23 protein-coding genes and 1 tRNA gene are annotated in these 17846 nt (G+C 63.8%); 14 read left to right on the top strand and 10 right to left on the bottom strand.

Features of this window, described 5'->3' with window-relative positions; translation table 11 throughout:
- From NKJ76_RS00680 to NKJ76_RS00655, 6 genes are all read left to right on the top strand, one after another.
- Complete coding sequence (locus tag NKJ76_RS00680) at positions 1-384, top strand: hypothetical protein (RefSeq protein ID WP_023691741.1); 384 nt, start codon at positions 1-3, stop codon at positions 382-384.
- A 67-nt stretch (positions 385-451) separates the two neighbouring features.
- On the top strand, positions 452-586 hold the full coding sequence (locus NKJ76_RS00675; protein WP_023691742.1) for a hypothetical protein: 135 nt from the start codon (positions 452-454) through the stop codon (positions 584-586).
- An 89-nt stretch (positions 587-675) separates the two neighbouring features.
- On the top strand, positions 676-1248 hold the full coding sequence (locus NKJ76_RS00670) for a rod-binding protein (RefSeq protein WP_023671918.1): 573 nt from the start codon (positions 676-678) through the stop codon (positions 1246-1248).
- 13 nt (positions 1249-1261) lie between these two features.
- Positions 1262-1678 carry a hypothetical protein gene (locus tag NKJ76_RS00665; RefSeq protein WP_352536557.1) on the top strand — a complete coding sequence of 139 codons (417 nt, stop codon included), beginning with the start codon at positions 1262-1264 and terminating at the stop codon, positions 1676-1678.
- 28 nt (positions 1679-1706) lie between these two features.
- Positions 1707-2255, top strand: coding sequence for a hypothetical protein (locus NKJ76_RS00660; RefSeq protein WP_023714023.1), 549 nt, complete (start codon positions 1707-1709; stop codon positions 2253-2255).
- Positions 2256-2449: 194 nt separating this feature from the next.
- The gene (locus NKJ76_RS00655) at positions 2450-2734 is read left to right on the top strand and encodes an SCP2 sterol-binding domain-containing protein (protein ID WP_023714024.1); all 285 of its coding nucleotides are present in this window, start codon (positions 2450-2452) and stop codon (positions 2732-2734) included.
- Between the two features lie 69 nt (positions 2735-2803).
- Here NKJ76_RS00655 and NKJ76_RS00650 read toward each other — a convergent pair whose 3' ends face one another.
- Positions 2804-3346 (bottom strand): GNAT family N-acetyltransferase, encoded by a 543-nt coding sequence (locus NKJ76_RS00650; RefSeq protein ID WP_352536759.1) that lies wholly within the window; start codon positions 3344-3346, stop codon positions 2804-2806.
- 144 nt (positions 3347-3490) lie between these two features.
- Positions 3491-4624, bottom strand: a complete 1134-nt coding sequence (odc2, locus tag NKJ76_RS00645) for an ornithine/lysine decarboxylase (protein ID WP_023671923.1) — start codon at positions 4622-4624, stop codon at positions 3491-3493.
- Between the two features lie 539 nt (positions 4625-5163).
- Here odc2 and NKJ76_RS00640 point away from each other — a divergent pair.
- From NKJ76_RS00640 to NKJ76_RS00625, 4 genes are all read left to right on the top strand, one after another.
- A complete protein-coding gene (locus NKJ76_RS00640) occupies positions 5164-6363 on the top strand; it encodes an amidase (RefSeq protein WP_023825417.1) in 1200 nt (399 codons plus the stop codon).
- A gap of 2 nt (positions 6364-6365) precedes the next feature.
- Complete coding sequence (locus tag NKJ76_RS00635) at positions 6366-7265, top strand: LysR family transcriptional regulator (RefSeq protein WP_023671925.1); 900 nt, start codon at positions 6366-6368, stop codon at positions 7263-7265.
- Between the two features lie 89 nt (positions 7266-7354).
- On the top strand, positions 7355-8023 hold the full coding sequence (locus tag NKJ76_RS00630; RefSeq protein WP_023725173.1) for a DUF1007 family protein: 669 nt from the start codon (positions 7355-7357) through the stop codon (positions 8021-8023).
- Between the two features lie 8 nt (positions 8024-8031).
- Entirely contained in the window at positions 8032-9192 is a 1161-nt protein-coding gene (locus NKJ76_RS00625; RefSeq protein WP_352536556.1) for a nickel/cobalt transporter, read from the top strand.
- Between the two features lie 10 nt (positions 9193-9202).
- On the opposite strand, the gene denD is transcribed toward NKJ76_RS00625, so the two are convergent.
- From denD to NKJ76_RS00605, 4 genes are read right to left on the bottom strand one after another with little or no spacing between them, the layout of a single operon-like run.
- Positions 9203-10186, bottom strand: a complete 984-nt coding sequence (gene denD, locus NKJ76_RS00620; RefSeq protein WP_352536555.1) for a D-erythronate dehydrogenase — start codon at positions 10184-10186, stop codon at positions 9203-9205.
- 11 nt (positions 10187-10197) lie between these two features.
- Positions 10198-10404: a hypothetical protein gene (locus NKJ76_RS00615; protein WP_023686390.1), complete on the bottom strand. Its 207-nt coding sequence runs from the start codon at positions 10402-10404 to the stop codon at positions 10198-10200.
- 58 nt (positions 10405-10462) lie between these two features.
- Positions 10463-11434, bottom strand: a complete 972-nt coding sequence (locus tag NKJ76_RS00610; RefSeq protein WP_023728397.1) for a cation diffusion facilitator family transporter — start codon at positions 11432-11434, stop codon at positions 10463-10465.
- 15 nt (positions 11435-11449) lie between these two features.
- On the bottom strand, positions 11450-12136 hold the full coding sequence (locus tag NKJ76_RS00605; protein ID WP_023710954.1) for a GNAT family N-acetyltransferase: 687 nt from the start codon (positions 12134-12136) through the stop codon (positions 11450-11452).
- An 83-nt stretch (positions 12137-12219) separates the two neighbouring features.
- Between NKJ76_RS00605 and NKJ76_RS00600 the strand changes: the two genes are divergently transcribed.
- A complete protein-coding gene (locus NKJ76_RS00600; protein ID WP_352536554.1) occupies positions 12220-13404 on the top strand; it encodes a pyridoxal phosphate-dependent aminotransferase in 1185 nt (394 codons plus the stop codon).
- A 12-nt stretch (positions 13405-13416) separates the two neighbouring features.
- On the opposite strand, the gene NKJ76_RS00595 is transcribed toward NKJ76_RS00600, so the two are convergent.
- Positions 13417-14178, bottom strand: coding sequence for an SDR family oxidoreductase (locus NKJ76_RS00595; protein ID WP_352536553.1), 762 nt, complete (start codon positions 14176-14178; stop codon positions 13417-13419).
- A 144-nt stretch (positions 14179-14322) separates the two neighbouring features.
- Between NKJ76_RS00595 and NKJ76_RS00590 the strand changes: the two genes are divergently transcribed.
- Positions 14323-14538 (top strand): hypothetical protein, encoded by a 216-nt coding sequence (locus NKJ76_RS00590; RefSeq protein WP_352536552.1) that lies wholly within the window; start codon positions 14323-14325, stop codon positions 14536-14538.
- Here the strand turns inward: NKJ76_RS00590 and NKJ76_RS00585 are convergent.
- A complete protein-coding gene (locus NKJ76_RS00585) occupies positions 14509-15246 on the bottom strand; it encodes a tellurite resistance TerB family protein (protein WP_023671935.1) in 738 nt (245 codons plus the stop codon). The two genes, NKJ76_RS00590 and NKJ76_RS00585, sit on opposite strands and share 30 nt — an antisense overlap.
- Before the next feature lie 205 nt (positions 15247-15451).
- Between NKJ76_RS00585 and NKJ76_RS00580 the strand changes: the two genes are divergently transcribed.
- Entirely contained in the window at positions 15452-15814 is a 363-nt protein-coding gene (locus NKJ76_RS00580; RefSeq protein WP_023701047.1) for a YybH family protein, read from the top strand.
- Between the two features lie 23 nt (positions 15815-15837).
- On the opposite strand, the gene trhO is transcribed toward NKJ76_RS00580, so the two are convergent.
- The gene (trhO, locus tag NKJ76_RS00575; protein WP_352536551.1) at positions 15838-16764 is read right to left on the bottom strand and encodes an oxygen-dependent tRNA uridine(34) hydroxylase TrhO; all 927 of its coding nucleotides are present in this window, start codon (positions 16762-16764) and stop codon (positions 15838-15840) included.
- Between the two features lie 174 nt (positions 16765-16938).
- Here trhO and NKJ76_RS00570 point away from each other — a divergent pair, with 174 nt between their 5' ends.
- Complete coding sequence (locus NKJ76_RS00570) at positions 16939-17577, top strand: 2-dehydro-3-deoxy-phosphogluconate aldolase (RefSeq protein WP_023701045.1); 639 nt, start codon at positions 16939-16941, stop codon at positions 17575-17577.
- 138 nt (positions 17578-17715) lie between these two features.
- Here NKJ76_RS00570 and NKJ76_RS00565 read toward each other — a convergent pair.
- Positions 17716-17789: transfer RNA gene (locus tag NKJ76_RS00565), tRNA-Gln, on the bottom strand.
- Between the last annotated feature and the right edge of the window lie 57 nt (positions 17790-17846).

The raw sequence follows: 17846 nt of genomic DNA, 5'->3' as shown, positions 1-17846 counted from the left end.
ATGAGCACGCGCAAGGAACGGCTGAAGAAACTGGTCAAGGTGCAGGAGCAGCTGAAGGCCCTGCACGAGACGCGCCATGCGGCCTTCCTGGCGGCAGCGGCAACCGCCGAAACCGAGGCCAGGGAACTTGTCCAGCATTTCGACGCCGACCAGTCGATGGCGGTGCTGTTCCCTGACCTCTACCATCGCCGCATCGCCAATGCGCTGGTCCGGCAGGAAGCGAGCCTGGAAGGCGCCAGGCAGGAGGTCACGCTCATCGCCACTGCGACGGCGCGCACCAACATGGTCGAGCGCGCCTACAAGGACGTGCGCCGACAGGACGAACGCGAACGCTCCGACCGCGACCGGCTCGATCTGATCGCGCAGAGGCGAGGGCAGGAATAATCGGAAGTTAGAGCCGGGTCACCTGCGGACGGCGTTCGGTTTCGTTCCGTGCGGCGGGCTGTGTTGGGTGTACGGCGCCGTGTTCGGCCTCTGCGCCTACGCCACCTACGATCTGACCATGGCGACGCCGGCAGCGCCCACCGCAAACGACCAGATCGCATCGACCCAGCCGGAGTTGCCGCTGCTGATAGCAATGGCCTAGCATCCGGCGAAGGATTTCGAGCCGGCAAGCCTGCCACAAGCTTGTTGCGGCATGGTCGCTCAGGAAACCCGGCAAAGAGGCGGACTTTCTTGGCGATTTCTCCACCCAGTGACATCGTTCTCGATGTTGCCCGAGCCGTCGACCCGGCGGATATCGAGGCTGCCCGTGCCGCGCTGGCCAAGCGGGCCAACGGCGTTGGCGGTAATTTTTCTGTCGACATGGCTGCTTCGGTCGATGCCGGCTCGATCCTGTCGCGCGCTACCGCCGACAAGGCCGCCGCAAATGCCGATCCCGCCAGCAAGTTCAAGAAGTTCGAGGCGATGGTCTTGCAGACCTTCATCCAGAACATGCTGCCCAAGGACACCGAGGGCGTCTACGGCAAGGGGCTGGCCGGCGACATGTGGAAATCGCAGCTTGCCGAGCGTGTCGCCGACGTCATGGCCGAGCGCGGCGGGATCGGCATCGCCAAATCGCTGCTCGCCGACCACTACAAGGACGGCAAGCGCACCGTGCCGATCGGCCCGGTGTCAACCGGGCCGCACAAGACCGAGATCGACCAGCAGACCCGGCTGTCCACCTCGCTGGTCGAGGAATTGCAGCGCAAGGCCGCACGGTCGATGACCGGCGACGAGACGACCATCAAAACCGAAATCAAGATCTAGACCAGGATTTTCAATGGCCGATTTTTCAAAATACTCTTCCAACCTGCCGGCGCGTACGTCCGAAGCGCCGATCCCGTTTGCACGGCCGGGCAACCTTGCCGCCATCATCGGCCGCATCGAGGAAGCGGTCGAGGAAGAGACGGCCGGCTTGAAGAACGACACCAGCTATGACCTCAAGGCCTCCAACGCCCGCAAGAGCCGCTACCTCTATGAGCTGACCCGCGCCCTGAAGGGCGCCAACGAGATCGAATTCCTGGAACAGCATCGCGACAGTCTGGCGCGGCTGCGCCAGAAGCTCGCGAAAAACGAGGCTGCAATCCTCGCCCACCTCAACGCGGTCAACGAAGTCGCCACGCTGTTGAAGAACGCCATTCAGCGCGCCGAAGCCGACGGCACCTATTCGGCCGGCGAATTCGGTTGGGCGAGCTGATGATCTCGGCACCAGGCGGGAACAACCGGTGATCAAATTCATCGCCGCCGCGATCTGGATCTGCGCCGCCACGCTGGGCGCCGTGTTCTATTCGTTCCAGGCGGCCGGTGAGCGCGGCGTCGGCGAGACGCCGAAACCGATGCTGGGTGGCCTCGACTACGTCAAGACCGACATCATCTCGGTGCCGCTGATCCGCGATTCCAAGATCGACGGCTATTTCCTCACCAAGCTCGTCTACACGGTCGAGCCGGCCGAGATAAAGAAGATGTCGATTCCGGCCGAAGCCCTGATGACCGATCAGGTCTATTCCTATCTCTACTCCAATCCTCAGATCGACTTCACCAAGAAGGAAACCATCGATCTCGATGCCTTCCGCAAGGCCATACGCGACACCGTCAACGCGCGCGTCGGCGCCGACCTGGTGCATGAAGTGCTGATCGACCAGGTCAACTTCCTGACCAAGGACGAAATCCGCGACAACGCCATGCGCCGCCGCAAGGATCCGGCCACGCCGACCGAACCGGCCCCGGCGGAATCGGCCCAGGCCGAGGCGGCAAAGTCCGCTGCTGAACACTAACCTTCATCGCAGGGTGAATGTCTCTGCCGCATTCCTTCCGACTGAAACGAGATGACGCATCGCGCGTTGACGTTTACGTCAACTCGAAGCTATATGCGCCAAGCGACCAGGATCGCGGTACGCGCGAGACAGCGACTTCGGCGGAGGCCGGTCACTGAAGCGCGGCAAAACGCAACGAGACCAGGAGAACAGTCATGAGCGTTCAGGACATTGCCGAGAAGATGAGGTCGCGCGTGGCGAGCGCCGGGTTCGAACATTCCGTGAAGTTCGACACCGGCACCGACGGCGTCATCGTCATCGATGGCGCGACCGTCTCAAACACCGATGCGCCGACCGACTGCACCATCAAGCTGTCGCTCGACGATCTGGATTCGCTGATCGCCGGCGACCTCAATCCGACCATGGCGTTCATGTCCGGCAAGATAAAGGTCGAAGGCGATATGTCGGTCGCCATGGCGCTCAGCCAGCTGATCGGCTGAGCCCTTCGCAAAAACAAAACGCCGCCCTCGCTGAAATGCAAAGGACCGGCGGCGTTTGTTTGTGACCAATCAGGCGGCCAGCGAGAGCCTCTGTGTCTTGAGCTTGCGACCTGCAGCCTTCAGCGTGCCATGCGCGCCGTCGAGCGCACCATCGATCAGTTCCAGCGCGAGCAGGCGGTGCCGCTCGTACGGACCAGGCATGGCTAGCGCGCCGGTCTTCTCCGCCGAAAAGCCGAAGCGACCGTAATAAGGCGCATCGCCGACCAGCAGCACCGCGGCATGGCCGAGACGCGCGGCCTCGGCCAAAGCATGGCGCATCAGCGCCGAGCCGATGCCGGCGTTCTTCAGCGCCGGATCGACGGCGACCGGTCCGAGCAGAAGTGCTCCCGGGCCGCCCTCGCCCAGACGTACGTCCCACAGCCGCACCGTGCCGGCAACCGCGCCGGCGGCATCCCGCACGACAAAAGCGAGACCTTCGGAAGGCCGGCGGCCACGCCGCAGCTTCTCCGACGATTTCTTGCGCCGCATCGGCCCCATGGCGCGATCGAGCAACGCTTCACGCGATCCAATGTCTGCCGCAGTTTCGGCGACGATGGGAATGGCGCCGGCCATCTCCCCCTCGGGGGGGGAGAATCCAATGCCGTCAATGTAATTTACAATGTCCATTTCCGCGATCCTTCACGAGCGGAGCTTGTTCCACAGGCGAACCCAGGCGGACGCAAACGTCCGCCTGGGGTGATCTGAAGGCCGAAGCCGTCAGATCACGTAGGATCGGAGAGGCTCGAAGCCGTTGAAGGCGACCGCCGAGTAGGTGGTCGTGTAGGCGCCGGTGCCTTCGATCAGCACATCGTCGCCGATGGTCAGCGACAGAGGCAGCGGATACGGCGTCTTCTCGTACATCACGTCGGCCGAATCGCAGGTCGGGCCGGCGAGCACGCAAGGTGCGGTCTCCGAACCGTCATGGCGGGTGACGATCGGATAGCGGATCGCCTCGTCCATCGTCTCGGCCAGACCGCCGAACTTGCCGATGTCGAGGAACACCCAGCGCACATTGTCGTTTTCGGCCTTCTTCGAGATCAGCACGACTTCCGACTTGATGACGCCGGCATTGCCGACCATGCCGCGACCCGGCTCGATGATGGTCTCAGGGATCGCATTGCCGAAATGCTTGCGCAGCGCCGAGAAGATGGCCTGGCCATAGGCCTGGGCCGCCGGCACGTCACGCAGATAGCGCGTCGGGAAACCGCCGCCCATATTGACCATCTTGAGGACGATGCCTTCATCGGCGAGCGTGGCGAACACCTTCTTGGCGTCGGCCAGCGCACGGTCCCACGCCGTCAGGTCGGTCTGCTGCGAGCCGACATGGAACGACACGCCATAGGCGTCGAGGCCGAGCGTCCTGGCATGGCGCAGCACGTCGACGGCCATCGCCGGCACGCAGCCGAACTTGCGCGACAGCGGCCACTCGGCGCCTTCGCCGTCGGTCAGCACGCGGCAGAACACGCGGGCGCCGGGAGCGACGCGGGCGATCTTGTCGACTTCCTCGACGCAATCGACGGCAAACAGCCGAATGCCGAGCTGGTAGGCGCGTGCAATGTCACGCTCCTTCTTGATGGTGTTGCCGAAGGAGATACGGTCCGCCGGCGCACCGGCGTCCATCGCCATCTCGACCTCGGCAACGGAAGCGGTGTCGAAGGATGAGCCCATCGCAGCAAGCAGGCGCAGGATTTCCGGCGCCGGATTTGCTTTCACCGCATAGTAGATCCGGGAATCGGGCAGCGCCTTTTCGAAGGCGCGAAAATTGTCGCGCACGACATCGAGGTCGACGACGAGGCAGGGGCCGGACGGACGTCGGGTGGCGAGGAAGTCGAGGATGCGCTGAGTGGCCATCGGGGTCTCTCCATTAACGCCTTGCGGCGCGCAATAAGGCTGCGGACGCGGGCTCTCGGCCTCGCGACGCGCGGTCAAACAAAGGCGGGACGGAAATTCATGGAACCAGCCGGTGGAGACCCCGGAACCATGAAACGCCGTCTCGCGGCGGTGAACCTTGGCCTTGCCCGGCCTCGGTTCGCTTTGTCTGCCTTGGCTTGGATGGGAGACCCGTCCGCACTGCCGGCAATGAAGGTGTGCCTCTTCAGTAACCCCGGTCTTTGGACGACCGGCAGAACACCAGAAAGGCCCGCACCGTCGTTGCTTCAAGGTGTCCTCGGGCTGGCGGTTGGCCGCTAGACCGACTGGAGGGGTTAGCTCCAGTTACCTTACCGATTTCCCTCACCATTCGAGGATCGGCGGACACCCACAGGCACGTGCGACTTTGGGCAAGCGCGATATAGGGTCGAAAGATTTCACAATCAATAAAAATCGTATCCCAGGTTGTAAAATTCCTGCCATCGAACAATGCTTCGCCAACCGTATACGGATATCGAACGATGACAGGCACGCACGGCCCGCTCAACGCCTTCCTCGACCTTCGTCGCATGCCGGTGGCCAATGCGGAACTGGGCCCGCTGGCAGGGCTCAGGCTGGCGGTAAAGGACATTTACGACGTCGCCGGCTACCGCACCGGTTGCGGCAATCCGGTGAAGTTCGACGAGGCGCATGCCGCGTCCAGCACGGCACCGGCCGTGCAGGTGATTCTCGACGCCGGCGCGCGCTTCATCGGCAAGACGCAGACCGACGAGTTCGCCTTCTCGCTGATGGGCCAGAACGCGCATTTTCCGTTTCCGGTGAACCCGGCTGCCCCCGACCGCGTCACCGGCGGCTCGTCCTCCGGATCGGCCGCGGCGGTGGCCGGCAAGCTTGCCGACATCGCCACCGGCTCCGACACCGGCGGCTCGATCCGCGCCCCGGCGAGCTTTTGCGGATTGATCGGGCTGCGCACCACGCATGGCCGCATTTCGCTCGAAGGCACGATGAAGCTGGCGCCGAGCTTCGACACATTCGGCTGGTTCGCCGACGACATCGAAACCTATGAGACGATCGGCAAATTGCTGCTTGGCCGCGACCCGCACCAGCATCCGCTCAACCGGCCGCTGTCGATCCGCTGGCTGGACGCCTTCGTCGCCGGCCCGGCCGAGGCAGCCGAATACGCCGGGATGAGAGCGCTGGCGGCCGGCCTTGTCGGCGAGCCGGCGCCGGTGGAATACAGCTTCGCCTCCTTCCCCGACGAGCTCTACTGGTGCTTTCGCCGCCTCCAGGCCGCCGAGGCCTGGCAGCAGCATGGCGCCTGGATCATTTCGGGCGAGCGCGATCTCGGGCCGGGCGTCGAGGAGCGCTTTGGTTTCGGCCGGACAATCGACGAAAAGACCGCGCGGGCCGAGGCGGTGCGCCGCTTGACGTTCCGCTCCGAGCTAGCCGCGCTGCTCGGCCAGGACGGGTTTCTTGTCCTGCCCACCGTTCCAGGCCCCGCACCTCTGGTCAAAAGCGAGCCGCAGCAGCTCCAGGCCTACCGCGAAAGGGCCTTGCATCTTTTGTGCCTTTCGGGTCTTTCAGGCTTCCCGCAAATCACCCTGCCGCTGGGCTCGGTTGACGGTGCCCCTTTCGGCCTCTCGCTGCTCGGCCCTCCCGGCAGCGACATTGCCCTGATACGGCTCGGCCGGCGAATTCTCGATGCGGCACGAAAGGCCTGATGATGGATACACTGACCCGCATGCGCGCCTTCATCGACGTCGTCGAGGCCGAAGGCTTTTCGGCGGCCGCGCGCAAGATCGGTCGCTCCAAGGCGCTGCTGTCGAAATATGTGCGCGAACTCGAGGACGAACTCGGCGCGCTGCTGCTCAACCGCACCACGCGGCAGTTCTCGTTGACTGAGGCCGGCCATACCTATTACAGCCGCGCTTCGGAAATCGTGCGCGAGGTCGACAGCCTAGCCGACGCCGTGCGCGAATCCTCCGGCGACGTGCGCGGCAGGATCAAGCTCTCCGCGGCGCGCACCTTCGCCGACGCGCCGATAGGCCAGTCGCTCATCGACTTCGCCAAACAGCATCCCGACATCGTGCTCGACATCCATCTCGACGACCGTTTTGTCGATCTGGTCGAGGAAGGTTTCGATCTTGCCGTGCGCATCTCGCGCCTGGAGAACTCATCGCTGATCGCCCGCCGCCTGGGGCCGTTTTCGATCAAGCTTTGCGCCTCGCCGGAGCTGATCGCCAAGCACGGCAAGCCGACGCGCCCGCAGGATCTCGCCAACTTGCCCTGCATCGTCGACACCAATGGCCGCTCGCTCGCCAACTGGCGCTTCAGGGGCGATGGCGAGGAGTCAGTCAGTGTCAACGTATCGGGTCCGATCGAGGTCAACAGCCCGATGGCCGCGCGAGCCGCCGCCGTGTCCGGTCTGGGCTTCACCATCCTGCCGGATTTCATCGCCGCGCCCGACCTCGCATCCGGGCTGCTGGTGTCCTTGCTCGACGACCGCATCCAGTCGGGCAGCGGCATTTTCGCCGTCTACCCGCACCGTCGCTATCTGCCGGCCAAGGTCCGTGTCTTCGTCGATTTCCTGGTGCAATGGTTCAAGAACCGCGAGAGCGCTTGAGCCGGTCCTGCCGTGCCGCGGTCCCAATTTCGCCCCGTTTCTGGTAACCTCTCGAAATCTCTCCGAGGCCGATGGAACAGCGACCGAGAATGCATCTGAAACGGCACGCAATCATGCTGGCTTCGGCCCTGGCGACGACTTTTGCCTCCGTCGGAGCGGCTGGCGCGCATCCTCATGTCTTCGCCGAGGCCCGCCTCGACGTGATCCTCTCGCCGGATCACCAAAGTGTGAAAGCGCTGCGTCACCTCTGGCGTTTCGATGATCTGTTTTCGAGTACGGTGATGATGGAGTTCGACAAGAACTCCGACCTGAAGCTTGACGACAAGGAGCTGAAGGATGTCGCCGACACCGTTCATGCCTCGCTGGCCGAGTTCAATTATTTCCAGCTCGTCACCGTCGACGGCAAGGACGTGCCGATGACGCCGCCACCGCATCTTATGGCCAATTTCGAAAACGACCAGCTGATCATCCTGTTCGAATCCGAACCCAAGGTGCCGATCAAGCTCGCCGGCAAGATCGATTTCGGCGTCTACGATCCAACCTTCTACACAGCGATCGACTTCACCGAGGATAGCAACATCACGGTGGAAGGCCTGCCCTCGAACTGCACCAAGAGCGTCATCCGGCCTGATCCAGACGAGGCGATCAAGGAAAACCAGAAGACCCTGACGGACGCGTTCTTCAACGACCCGACAGGCACCGACATGAGCAAGATCTTCGCCACCAAGCTCGAACTGAATTGCCCGCCAGAAGGATAGATCCGGTGATGAAAACGTCCCTGAGTTTGGCATTCGGCCTCGTGGCCGCTGCCCTGCTGATGACGCACTTTCTCGGGCAGGCCCATGCCCAGAGTTCACTCGGCATCGGTGTCAATGACGGCATGGCGCCCACCACCGGCCCGTTCGCCCACATCCTGATGTGGATCAATCTGCGCCAGCAGGAATTCTACCGCGCACTGGCCACCGCGATGAAGGCGATGCGCGAGGACGGCAGCAAGATGTGGCTGCTGATCGGCCTGTCCTTCGCCTATGGTATTTTCCACGCCGCAGGCCCCGGCCACGGCAAGGCGGTCATCTCGTCCTACATGGTGGCCAACGAAGTGGCGCTCAGGCGCGGTATCCTGCTGTCCTTCGTCTCGGCGCTGCTGCAGGGCCTGACCGCGATCCTGGTGATGCTGCTTGCCTATTTCGTCCTGCGCGGCACCGCGATCTCGATGACCGACGCAGCCTGGTTCATGGAGATCATGAGCTATGTCTTCGTCACTTTGTTCGGCGCCTGGCTGCTGTGGCGCAAGCTTGGGCCCACGGTCCAGCGCTGGTTCGGCAGGGCGCCCGCCTACAGCCTGTCGGCAGCCCACGCCGGCCATGGCGGCCATTCGCATGCCGGTCACAGCCACGCGGCGCAGGCGCATGCCTTGCATGTGCATCACGACCATTCGCATGATCATCACGATCACGCCGCGCACGACGACGACACACACGATCATTCCCATCACGACCACGCTCATCACAATCACGCCGCTCACGATCAACCGGCCGGCGAGGTCTGCGACACGTGCGGCCATTCGCATGCGCCTGATCCGGCGCTGCTGTCGGGCGATCGCTTCGACTGGCGCACGGCCTGGTCGGCTGTAGCCGCCGTCGGCATCCGCCCCTGCTCCGGCGCGCTGATTGTGCTCAGCTTCGCGCTGCTCAACGGCCTGTGGCTCGGCGGCCTGCTGTCGGTGCTGGCGATGTCTATCGGCACCGCCATCACAGTCTCGGCGTTGGCGACGATCGCCGTGACAGCCAAGAACTGGGCGGTCTATTTCGCCGGCGATGGCCGCATGGGCAACCGTATCCACACATTCGTCGAAATCGGCGGCGCCGCGTTCGTCTTCCTGTTCGGGCTGTTGCTGTTGTCGGCGAGCCTGTCCGGAGCTGTGTGACCTCGGCGGGTCAGGCCTGACCCGCGATCATTCCGCCCAGCTCATCCTCGATATGAGCGCGGATGATTTCATCGAAACTGTTTTCGGCGCTGAAGCCGAGGTCCCTTGCACGGCGCGCCTCGAAGCGCGTCGGCCAACCCTTGACGATCGCCCAGATCGTTTCGTCGGGCTCCTCACGGATCAGGCTCGCCACCTCGGCGCCTGCAGTGCGCTCCAGCGCCTCGATCTGCTCGCCGACGGTGACGGCAACGCCGGGCATTGTGAGGTTGCGGCGCGGCCCGACAGCGGCACAGTCGAGCCCAGCGGCATGGATCAGGAAACCGACCGCAGAGCGCGGGCTGGCATGGGTGTGCAGCACCGAGCGCGGCACCGGCAGGATCGCCTCGTGGCCGCTCAGCGGCTCGCGGATGATGCCGGAGAAGAAACCAGACGCCGCCTTGTTCGGCTTGCCCGGCCGCACGCAGATGGTCGGCAGCCTTATGCCGATGCCGTCGAAGAAGCCGCGCCTGGAATAGTCGGCAAGCAGCGCTTCGCTCATCTGCTTCTGCGTGCCGTAGGAGGTCAGCGGCGTCGGGTGGAAATCGTCCGGGATCACATCCGGGAACGGCGCGCCGAACACCGCGATCGACGAGGTAAAGACGAGGCGCGGCGAAAAGCCCGCCAGCCGCACGGCGTCGAACAGCGCCCGTGTGCCGTCGAGATTGACGCGGTAGCCGAGATCGAAATTGGCTTCCGCCTCACCCGACACGATGCCGGCGAGATGGAACATGACGTCGGGGCGTGAGGCGACCAGGCTCTCGGCAGCACCGGCGTCGGCAAGGTCGCCGGTATGCGTGGCGATGCTGACGCCGTCCATCGCCGGCGCCTGCGGCGGCACGATGTCGTGCAGGTCGAGCCCGGTGATCTTGCGGCCGTTGAGCGTGCCGTCCTTGGCCAGCCGGTCGACAAGTTTGCGGCCGACCATGCCGGCGGCGCCAGTAATCAGGATGCGCATTTCAAAGCCTCTTATTTGCCCTTGTTCTGGCTGCGGCCCCGCAACCAGAACACCAGAAAGAATGCCAGCACGAAGGCGATGCCGACGATGCCGGCAAGTACGGTCGAGACATTGCCGACGGCCAGCATCACGGTCGGCAGATAGAACGCCGCGATGCCGAACAGCAGCATGATCCAGGCTGCGGCAATCAGCGCGTTTCGCGTGTCGCGATCCATCATGCCGCCCCGCCACAGCGGGAACTCGTCAACTCGGATGCCAATGCCATGAAATTCCCTGTCAGTGATAATGGCCGTGATGCGGTGGCGCACCATGGTCGTGGTCATGATCGTGCTCGTCATGGCTGTCGGCGCACTGGCCGAATTCCGGTTCGACCGTCGCGTGGCTGATGCCGTGTTCGGCGGCGAGCCGCTTCTTGATGGCGCTGACCGCCTGGTGCGGATCGACGCCATCGTTGAGGCAGGCATGCAGCGTCGCCATGTTGCTGGAGCCGTCCAGCGACCAGACATGCATATGGTGCACCTCGCGCACGCCCTTGACGGTGCCGGCAATGTCCTTGGCGATGATGTCGCGGTCGAGGCTTGCCGGTACGCCTTCGAGAAGGACGTGGGCGGCTTCGCGCATCAATGACCATGCGGTGGACAGGATCAGCACCGAGACCAGCACCGACAGAATCGGGTCGATCGGCGTCCAGCCGGTGGCCAGGATGACCAGCGCCGCCACGATCGCCGCCGCCGAACCGAGCAGGTCGCCCAGCACATGCAGGATGGCGCCGCGCATGTTGAGGCTGTCGTGGTCGCCGCCATGCAGCACGAAGAACGAGGCGAAGTTTACCAGAAGGCCGGCGATCGCCACCACCAGCATCGGCCCGCCCAGCACCGGCGCCGGCGTCATCAGCCGGCCCCAGGCTTCGTAGACGATCCACAGCGCAATCGCGAAGATGGCAATGCCGTTGGTGTAGGCAACCAGCGTCTTGACTCGGCCGAAGCCGTAGGTGAGGCGCACCGTCGCCGGCCGCCCGCCAAGATGGAAGGCGTACCAGGCAAGGCCAAGCGCAATCGAGTCGGCGAGCATGTGGCCGGCGTCGGCCAGCAGCGCCAGCGATCCCGTCAAAAGGCCGCCAAGCCCTTCGGCCACCATGAAGCCGGCGGTCAGGCAGGCTGCGATCAGCACACGCTTCTTGTCGGTCGAGCCATGCACGTGGCCGGCGCCATGCCCAGCATGCAAACCATGATCATGGCTGTGCGCCATCGGAAAAAACTCCTGTTACGCGCCGAACTCGGCGCGGAAATCCTCGAGCCGCCGCTTCTGCCGGCCTTCGCCATCGAAATTGGCAGGATCGAGCCATGCCTCATAGGCTTTGCGCAGCGCCGGCCATTCCTTGTCGATGATCGAGTACCATGCCGTATCGCGGTTTTCCCCCTTGACCACAAGATGCTGGCGGAAAATGCCCTCGAACTTGAAGCCGAACCGCTCGGCCGCGCGCTTCGAAGGGTCGTTGCGGTTGTTGCATTTCCACTCATAGCGGCGATAGCCCAGCCCGTCGAAAATGTACTTCATGAACAGGAACTGCGCTTCGGTCGCTGCCGGCTTGCGCGAGATCAGTGGCCCCCAATAGATGTTGCCGATCTCGATGACGCCATAGGCGGGATCGATGCGCATCAGCGTCTGTCGCCCGGCGACCTTGCCGCTGGCCTTGTCGATGACGGTGAAGAACAGCGGATCCTCGCTCGCCTCGACCTTGTCCAGCCATGGCTGGAAATCGGCGCGGGTTTGCGGCGGATAGTCGGGCAACCAGGCAAAGCGGCCGTCAATGTCAGGCACCGACGACGCCTCGTAAAGGCCATCGCCGTGCTTTTCGGCGCTCAGCGGTTCGAGCCGGACATAGCGGCCGTCAATGGGCTTGCGCTCGGGTCGCGGACGCGCTTGCCAATCTTTGAGATTTTCCGACACGCAAAACTCCAATCCGTTTGACTTTTGTGAGCAGACGCTCACAAAAACGCGACCCAACAGCAAGAACCACACGGACGGGAAAAATGCTCCACACGATTTCGGCCTTCGACCGCCTCGGCGAGGAAAACGCCTTTGCCGTGCTGGCGCGGGCGACCGCACTGGCTCAACAGGGCCGCGATATCGTCAATCTCGGCATCGGCCAGCCCGACTTCAAAACGCCGCAGCACATTGTCGACGCCGCGATCAAGGCGCTGCGCGACGGTCACCATGGCTACACCCCGGCCAACGGCCTGCTGGCGACGCGCGAAGCGGTGGTGCGGCGCACGCTGACCACCACCGGCGTCGAGGTCTCGCCGGAAAATGTAATGATCCTGCCCGGCGGCAAGCCGACCATGTTCGCGGCGATCCTGATGTTCGGCGAACCCGGCGCCGAGATCCTCTATCCAGACCCAGGCTTTCCGATCTATCGCTCGATGATCGAGTTCACCGGCGCCGCGCCCATTCCGGTGCCGATCCGCGAGGAGAACGGCTTTGCCTTCTCGGCAGAAGAGACGCTGGCGCTGATCACCTCGAAGACGAGGCTGCTAATCCTCAACTCACCGGCCAACCCGACCGGCGGCGTCACGCCGCGCGCCGAGATCGAGAAGCTGGTGAAGGGACTGCAGGCGCATCCGCAGGTCGCTATCCTGTCCGACGAGATCTACGACGTCATGACCTATGACGGCGAGACGCATTTTTCGCTGCTCAATTTTCCGGAAATTCGCGACCGGCTGATCGTGCTCAACGGCTGGTCGAAGACATGGGCGATGACCGGCTGGCGCATGGGCTGGTCGATCTGGCCGAATGGCGACAAGGGCGGGCATCTCTACGACAAGGTCCGCAAGCTGGCGGTCAATTGCTGGTCCTGCGTCAATGCGCCGAGCCAGTTCGCCGGCATCGCCGCCATCGACGGCCCGCAGGACGATGTCGACAAGATGATGCGCGCCTTCGACAACCGCAGGAAGATCGTGGTCGAGGGGCTGAACGCGCTGCCCGGCGTCTCCTGCATCACGCCCAAGGGCGCATTCTATGCCTTCCCGAATGTTTCGAAGACCGGCTGGAAGGCCAAGAAGCTCGCCTCGGCACTGCTCGAGGAGGCCGGCGTGGCGCTGATCGGCGGCCCCGATTTCGGCATTCTCGGCGAAGGCTACCTCAGGCTTTCCTACGCCAATTCCGAAGAGAACATCTTGCACGCGCTGGAGCGGATCGAGGCGTTTTTGAAGAACTAGGCCTTCGGCTGCTCACCCACGCCCCACGAACGGCATCTTGGTCGCCATCACGGTCATGAACAGCACGTTGGCGTCGAGCGGCAGGCTGGCCATGTGGACGACGGCGTCGGCGACGCGCTGGACGTCCATCACCGCTTCGGCGGCGATGGTGCCATTGGCCTGCGGCACGCCGACCGTCATTGCGTGCGCCATATCGGTCAGCGCGTTGCCTATGTCGATCTGGCCGCAGGCGATGTCATAGGGCCGGCCGTCGAGCGCCAGCGTCTTGGTCAGCCCCGATATGGCGTGCTTGGTCGCGGTGTAGGGCACCGAGCCCGGCCGTGGCGCATAGGCCGACACAGAGCCATTGTTGATGATGCGGCCGCCCATTGGCTTTTGCTTGCGCATGACGCCGAAGGCGGCGCGAGCGCATAGGAACGATCCGGTGAGATTGACGCCGACAATATCGTTCCAGACCTCGACCGGGATCTCGTCGATGGGCGTCGACTTGTAGCTCATGCCGGCATTGTTGAAGAGCAGATCGACGCGGCCGAAGGCTGCGGCCACCGTCTCGAACAGATCATCGACTTCGCCGGCCTTGCTGATGTCGCAGGCAACCGCCAGCGCCTTGGCATCCGTTTTCCCGGCCTCGGCAATGGCGGCATCGAGCACCGCTTTGCGGCGGCCGCAAAACACCGTGTTCCAACCCGCCTTGAGCAGCGCCGTGGCGACGCTCTTGCCGATGCCGGTGCCGGCACCCGTGACGATGACGGTTTTCTCTGTGAGGGCTGTCATGGATTTTGCTCCTGCGCGCCGCGCATCCCCGGCACAGATCGGGGTGCATCCGAATGCACCGACCCATCGCAAATGAAGGCGATCATGGCAAGCCGGACACTAATGCATGTCGCTCAAAAGTGGCCCCGGTTTTGAGCGAACGACATGCATCAGGACAAAAACATGAAGCGCGACGCGCTTTATGTGATCGGTCCGACAAAAAGGGCGGTCATTGGCGACCGCCCTGATCTGAACCGGGCTTGGGAGGAGGAAAAGCCGATCCGACTGACTAAAATCATGCGCTTCCTCGGTAAACGAGAAGTTAACGCTTTTCCCGCGCGGCTGCGTTGTCTACCAGCGCGGGTTCGGCGCCGTGCCTGACGGAACCGGCACCTTGGCCGCCGACACCGTCGCCTCGACATGATCGACGAGCGCATCCGGCAGGCCGAGCCGGCCGGCGAGCAGGTCGAGATAGCCGCGTTCGGCGCGCGTATCGGGGTCGATCGTCAGTCGGGACGCCGTGTAGAGCTCGAGCCTCTGCTCATCGGTCTTGGCGCCTGCGACCAGCGTATCGAGGTCGAGCGGGCTGTCCAGCTCGGCCATCAGAAACTTTTCCGCTTCCGTGCCGATGCCGGCCAGACTGAGCTTGCCGGCGATCTTTTGGCGTTCCGCGTCATCGACATGGCCATCGGCCTTGGCCGCCGAGATCATCGCCCGCACCAGGGTCAGCGTGAACTCGTCCTCCCCCTGTGGCGCCTGTGAAGGATGAAAGCCGGTGTCGGCGGGCGGCGGCAGCAATTCCGGCTGGCCGGCCGCCGGCGCCTGCTCGGGTGCATTGCCGGCCTTGTAATTCTGGTAGGCCTTGTAGGCGAGACCGCCGATCGCAGCCAGTCCGCCGAGCTTCACGGCCGTGCCGGTGACCTGCCGTCCCGTGCCGGTTCCAAGCAGCACCGCGGCCAGCGCACCGGCGGCCAGCGGATTGTCCTTGGCCATCTGCACAGCCTGCCCGGCCTTGTCGCGAACGGTGCCGGTTGTGCCGGGAACTTGCGAGCCGAGCAGATCGTCGAGAAGCTTCTTGGGGTCGAACATGGTGCCTCCAGAAAAGGGCCCGCGCCAAACGTGAACGGGCAGGTTTTGGACGTTGCAGAGGTAGGTCCCGCACACTGACATTACAATGACGGAGACGCGCTTTACTATCGGCGCCGGCAATGCCGCAAATCGGTGATCGGTGTGTCGATACCGGCCTCGGCTTGCGCTAATGTCGCCGCGGCATTGCCGAGGGAGGAACCTTGCCGTGACCGATCAACCTGGCCGGGAACCGGCGCGCGATCCGCAGGATCTGGAACGTTTGTTGATCGACCGGCAGTGGGCCGGAGACATTGACGGCATGGTGGCGCTGTTCCAACCCGATGCCGTCATCGACACCGGAGCAGCCGAATTGACGCGTGGCCACGAGGCGATCCGCGCTTTGTTCGAAGCCTTTGCCGCGAGCGGACGAAAGTTCCAGCGCGGCGAGCAGCGCCCGGCGGCCATTAACGGCGACCTCGCGTTGACGTCGACCAGGCTTGCCGACGGCTCGATAACCTCAGAGGTCGCGCGCCGGCAGGCCGACGGCACATGGCTGTGGGTGATCGACCGCTATTCTGTCGTGTGGTGATCCAGTCAGGGCGTCGGCGGCACTTAACTGCCGATATGTCCCCTGCCCTGCGCCTGCGCAAGTTCGACCTGGCGCTGGCGCTCGGCATAGCGGGTGCGATCCTCATCCGAGCGTGCCTCGTAGCAATGCGGGCATGACACGCCGGTGGAAAAATGCGGCGACAGCCGGTCCTCCGGCGTCAGCGGATGCCGGCAGGCGCGGCAGAGTTCGGCCTCGCCTTCGGTCAACCCATGCGACACCGAGACCCGCTCGTCGAAGACGAAACACTCGCCCTGCCACAGGCTGTCTTCGGCCGGGACCTCTTCAAGATATCTGAGGATGCCGCCCTTGAGATGGAACACATCCTTGAAGCCGAGCGACTTCACATAGGCCGTCGCCTTTTCGCAGCGGATGCCGCCGGTGCAGAACATCGCGACCTTGCGGCCGTCGAGTTGGTCGCGGTGTTTTTCCACCCAGGCCGGGAATTCGCGAAAGCGTGACGTGCGCGGGTCCACCGCGCCCTCGAACGTGCCGATCGACACTTCGTACGCGTTGCGAGTGTCGATGACGATGGTGCCGGGGTCCGAGATCAGCGCGTTCCAGTCGGCCGGCGCGACATAGGTCCCCGCACCCGTCGCCGGGTCGAGGTCTTCGACGCCCATGGTGACGATCTCGCGCTTCAGCCGCACCTTCATGCGATGAAACGGCATTTCGGCGGCAGTGCTGTATTTGACCTCGAGATCGGCAAGACCCTCGATGGCCTCGAGATAAGCGATCAGGTCGGCTATGTCGGTTTCGCTGCCGGCGACCGTGCCGTTAATACCTTCCTGCGCCAGAAGCAATGTGCCCTTGATGCCGCGCCCGCAGCAGAAGGCGGCAAGTGGCGTGCGCAAGACCCGCAGCGCCTCGAAGTCGCCCAGCCTCGCAAATTTGTAGAGTGCGGCAACGCGCACGGGTTCACGGTTGGTCATCGCCAAGCCACTAAACCGTGGTCAAAGCGGATTCAAGGCAGAGCTAAAGACACTTCGTCGGTATTCGCCAGCAGGCTCGTTGGCCGACATGTGACATCGCGGCAGGCCGGGTTTCGTGGACTCGGAATCGGCCTTCTGCTAATCGGTTGAAATCACCTAGGGAGAGACAAGCCAATGCTCAGCAAGACCGAAACGCTCCTGTCGCTGCTCAATGGCCAGCCGGTCATTCCGGTGCTGAAGATCGCCAATGTCGCGGACGCCGTCCCGCTCGCCCGGGCGCTGGCCGCCGGCGGCCTGCCGGCAATCGAGATCACGTTGAGAACCGCCGATGCGCTGGAAGCGATCCGCCGCGTCGCCGGTGAGGTCGAGGGCGCCATTGTCGGCGCCGGCACAATTCTCGATGCCAAGCAGTTCGACGAGGCAGCGGCCGCTGGCTCGAAATTCATCGTCAGCCCCGGCATCACGCGAGAGTTGCTGGCGGCGGCCAAGGACAGCGACGTTCCCTTGCTGCCCGGCGCCATCACGCCCGGCGAGATCATGGCTGCCCGCGAGGCCGGCCTGCGGTTCCTGAAATTCTTCCCGGCCGAACAATCCGGCGGCATCGCCTCGCTGAAGGCCTTTGCCTCGCCGCTGGCCGACGTGAAATTCTGCCCGACCGGCGGCATCTCGGCCAAGAACGCGGCCGACTATCTCAGCCTGTCCAACGTTATCTGCGTCGGCGGCTCGTGGGTGGCGCCGGACGAGTTGGTCAAGGCCGGCAAGTGGGATGAGATCGAGGCGCTCGCACAGACCGCGAGCAAGCTCGGAAAATAACCTCCGCTACTTTGTCTTTGCGCAATTCCCAAGGGAAGCGCTCCGCGCTTTCCCGGGAAAATCACAGTGTTCCCGGAATTGCACTCGGCACAAAAACCCGCCAGCTGCGCCGACCGGGTTTGCTACGCGTTGAGATTTTGGTTCCCGCTCATGGGCTCGAACCACGATTCACGCCTTCAAAGGGCGCTGTCCTACCATTAGACGAAGCGGGAATGCAGTTTGGTGGTTAGCATTCTGTGGCGATGGAAGCCAGTGCTCGATATCTCGCT

Source organism: Mesorhizobium sp. M0029 (assembly GCF_040323735.1).
Lineage (GTDB): Bacteria > Pseudomonadota > Alphaproteobacteria > Rhizobiales > Rhizobiaceae > Mesorhizobium.
This window is presented reverse-complemented; position numbering and strand designations above follow the sequence as displayed.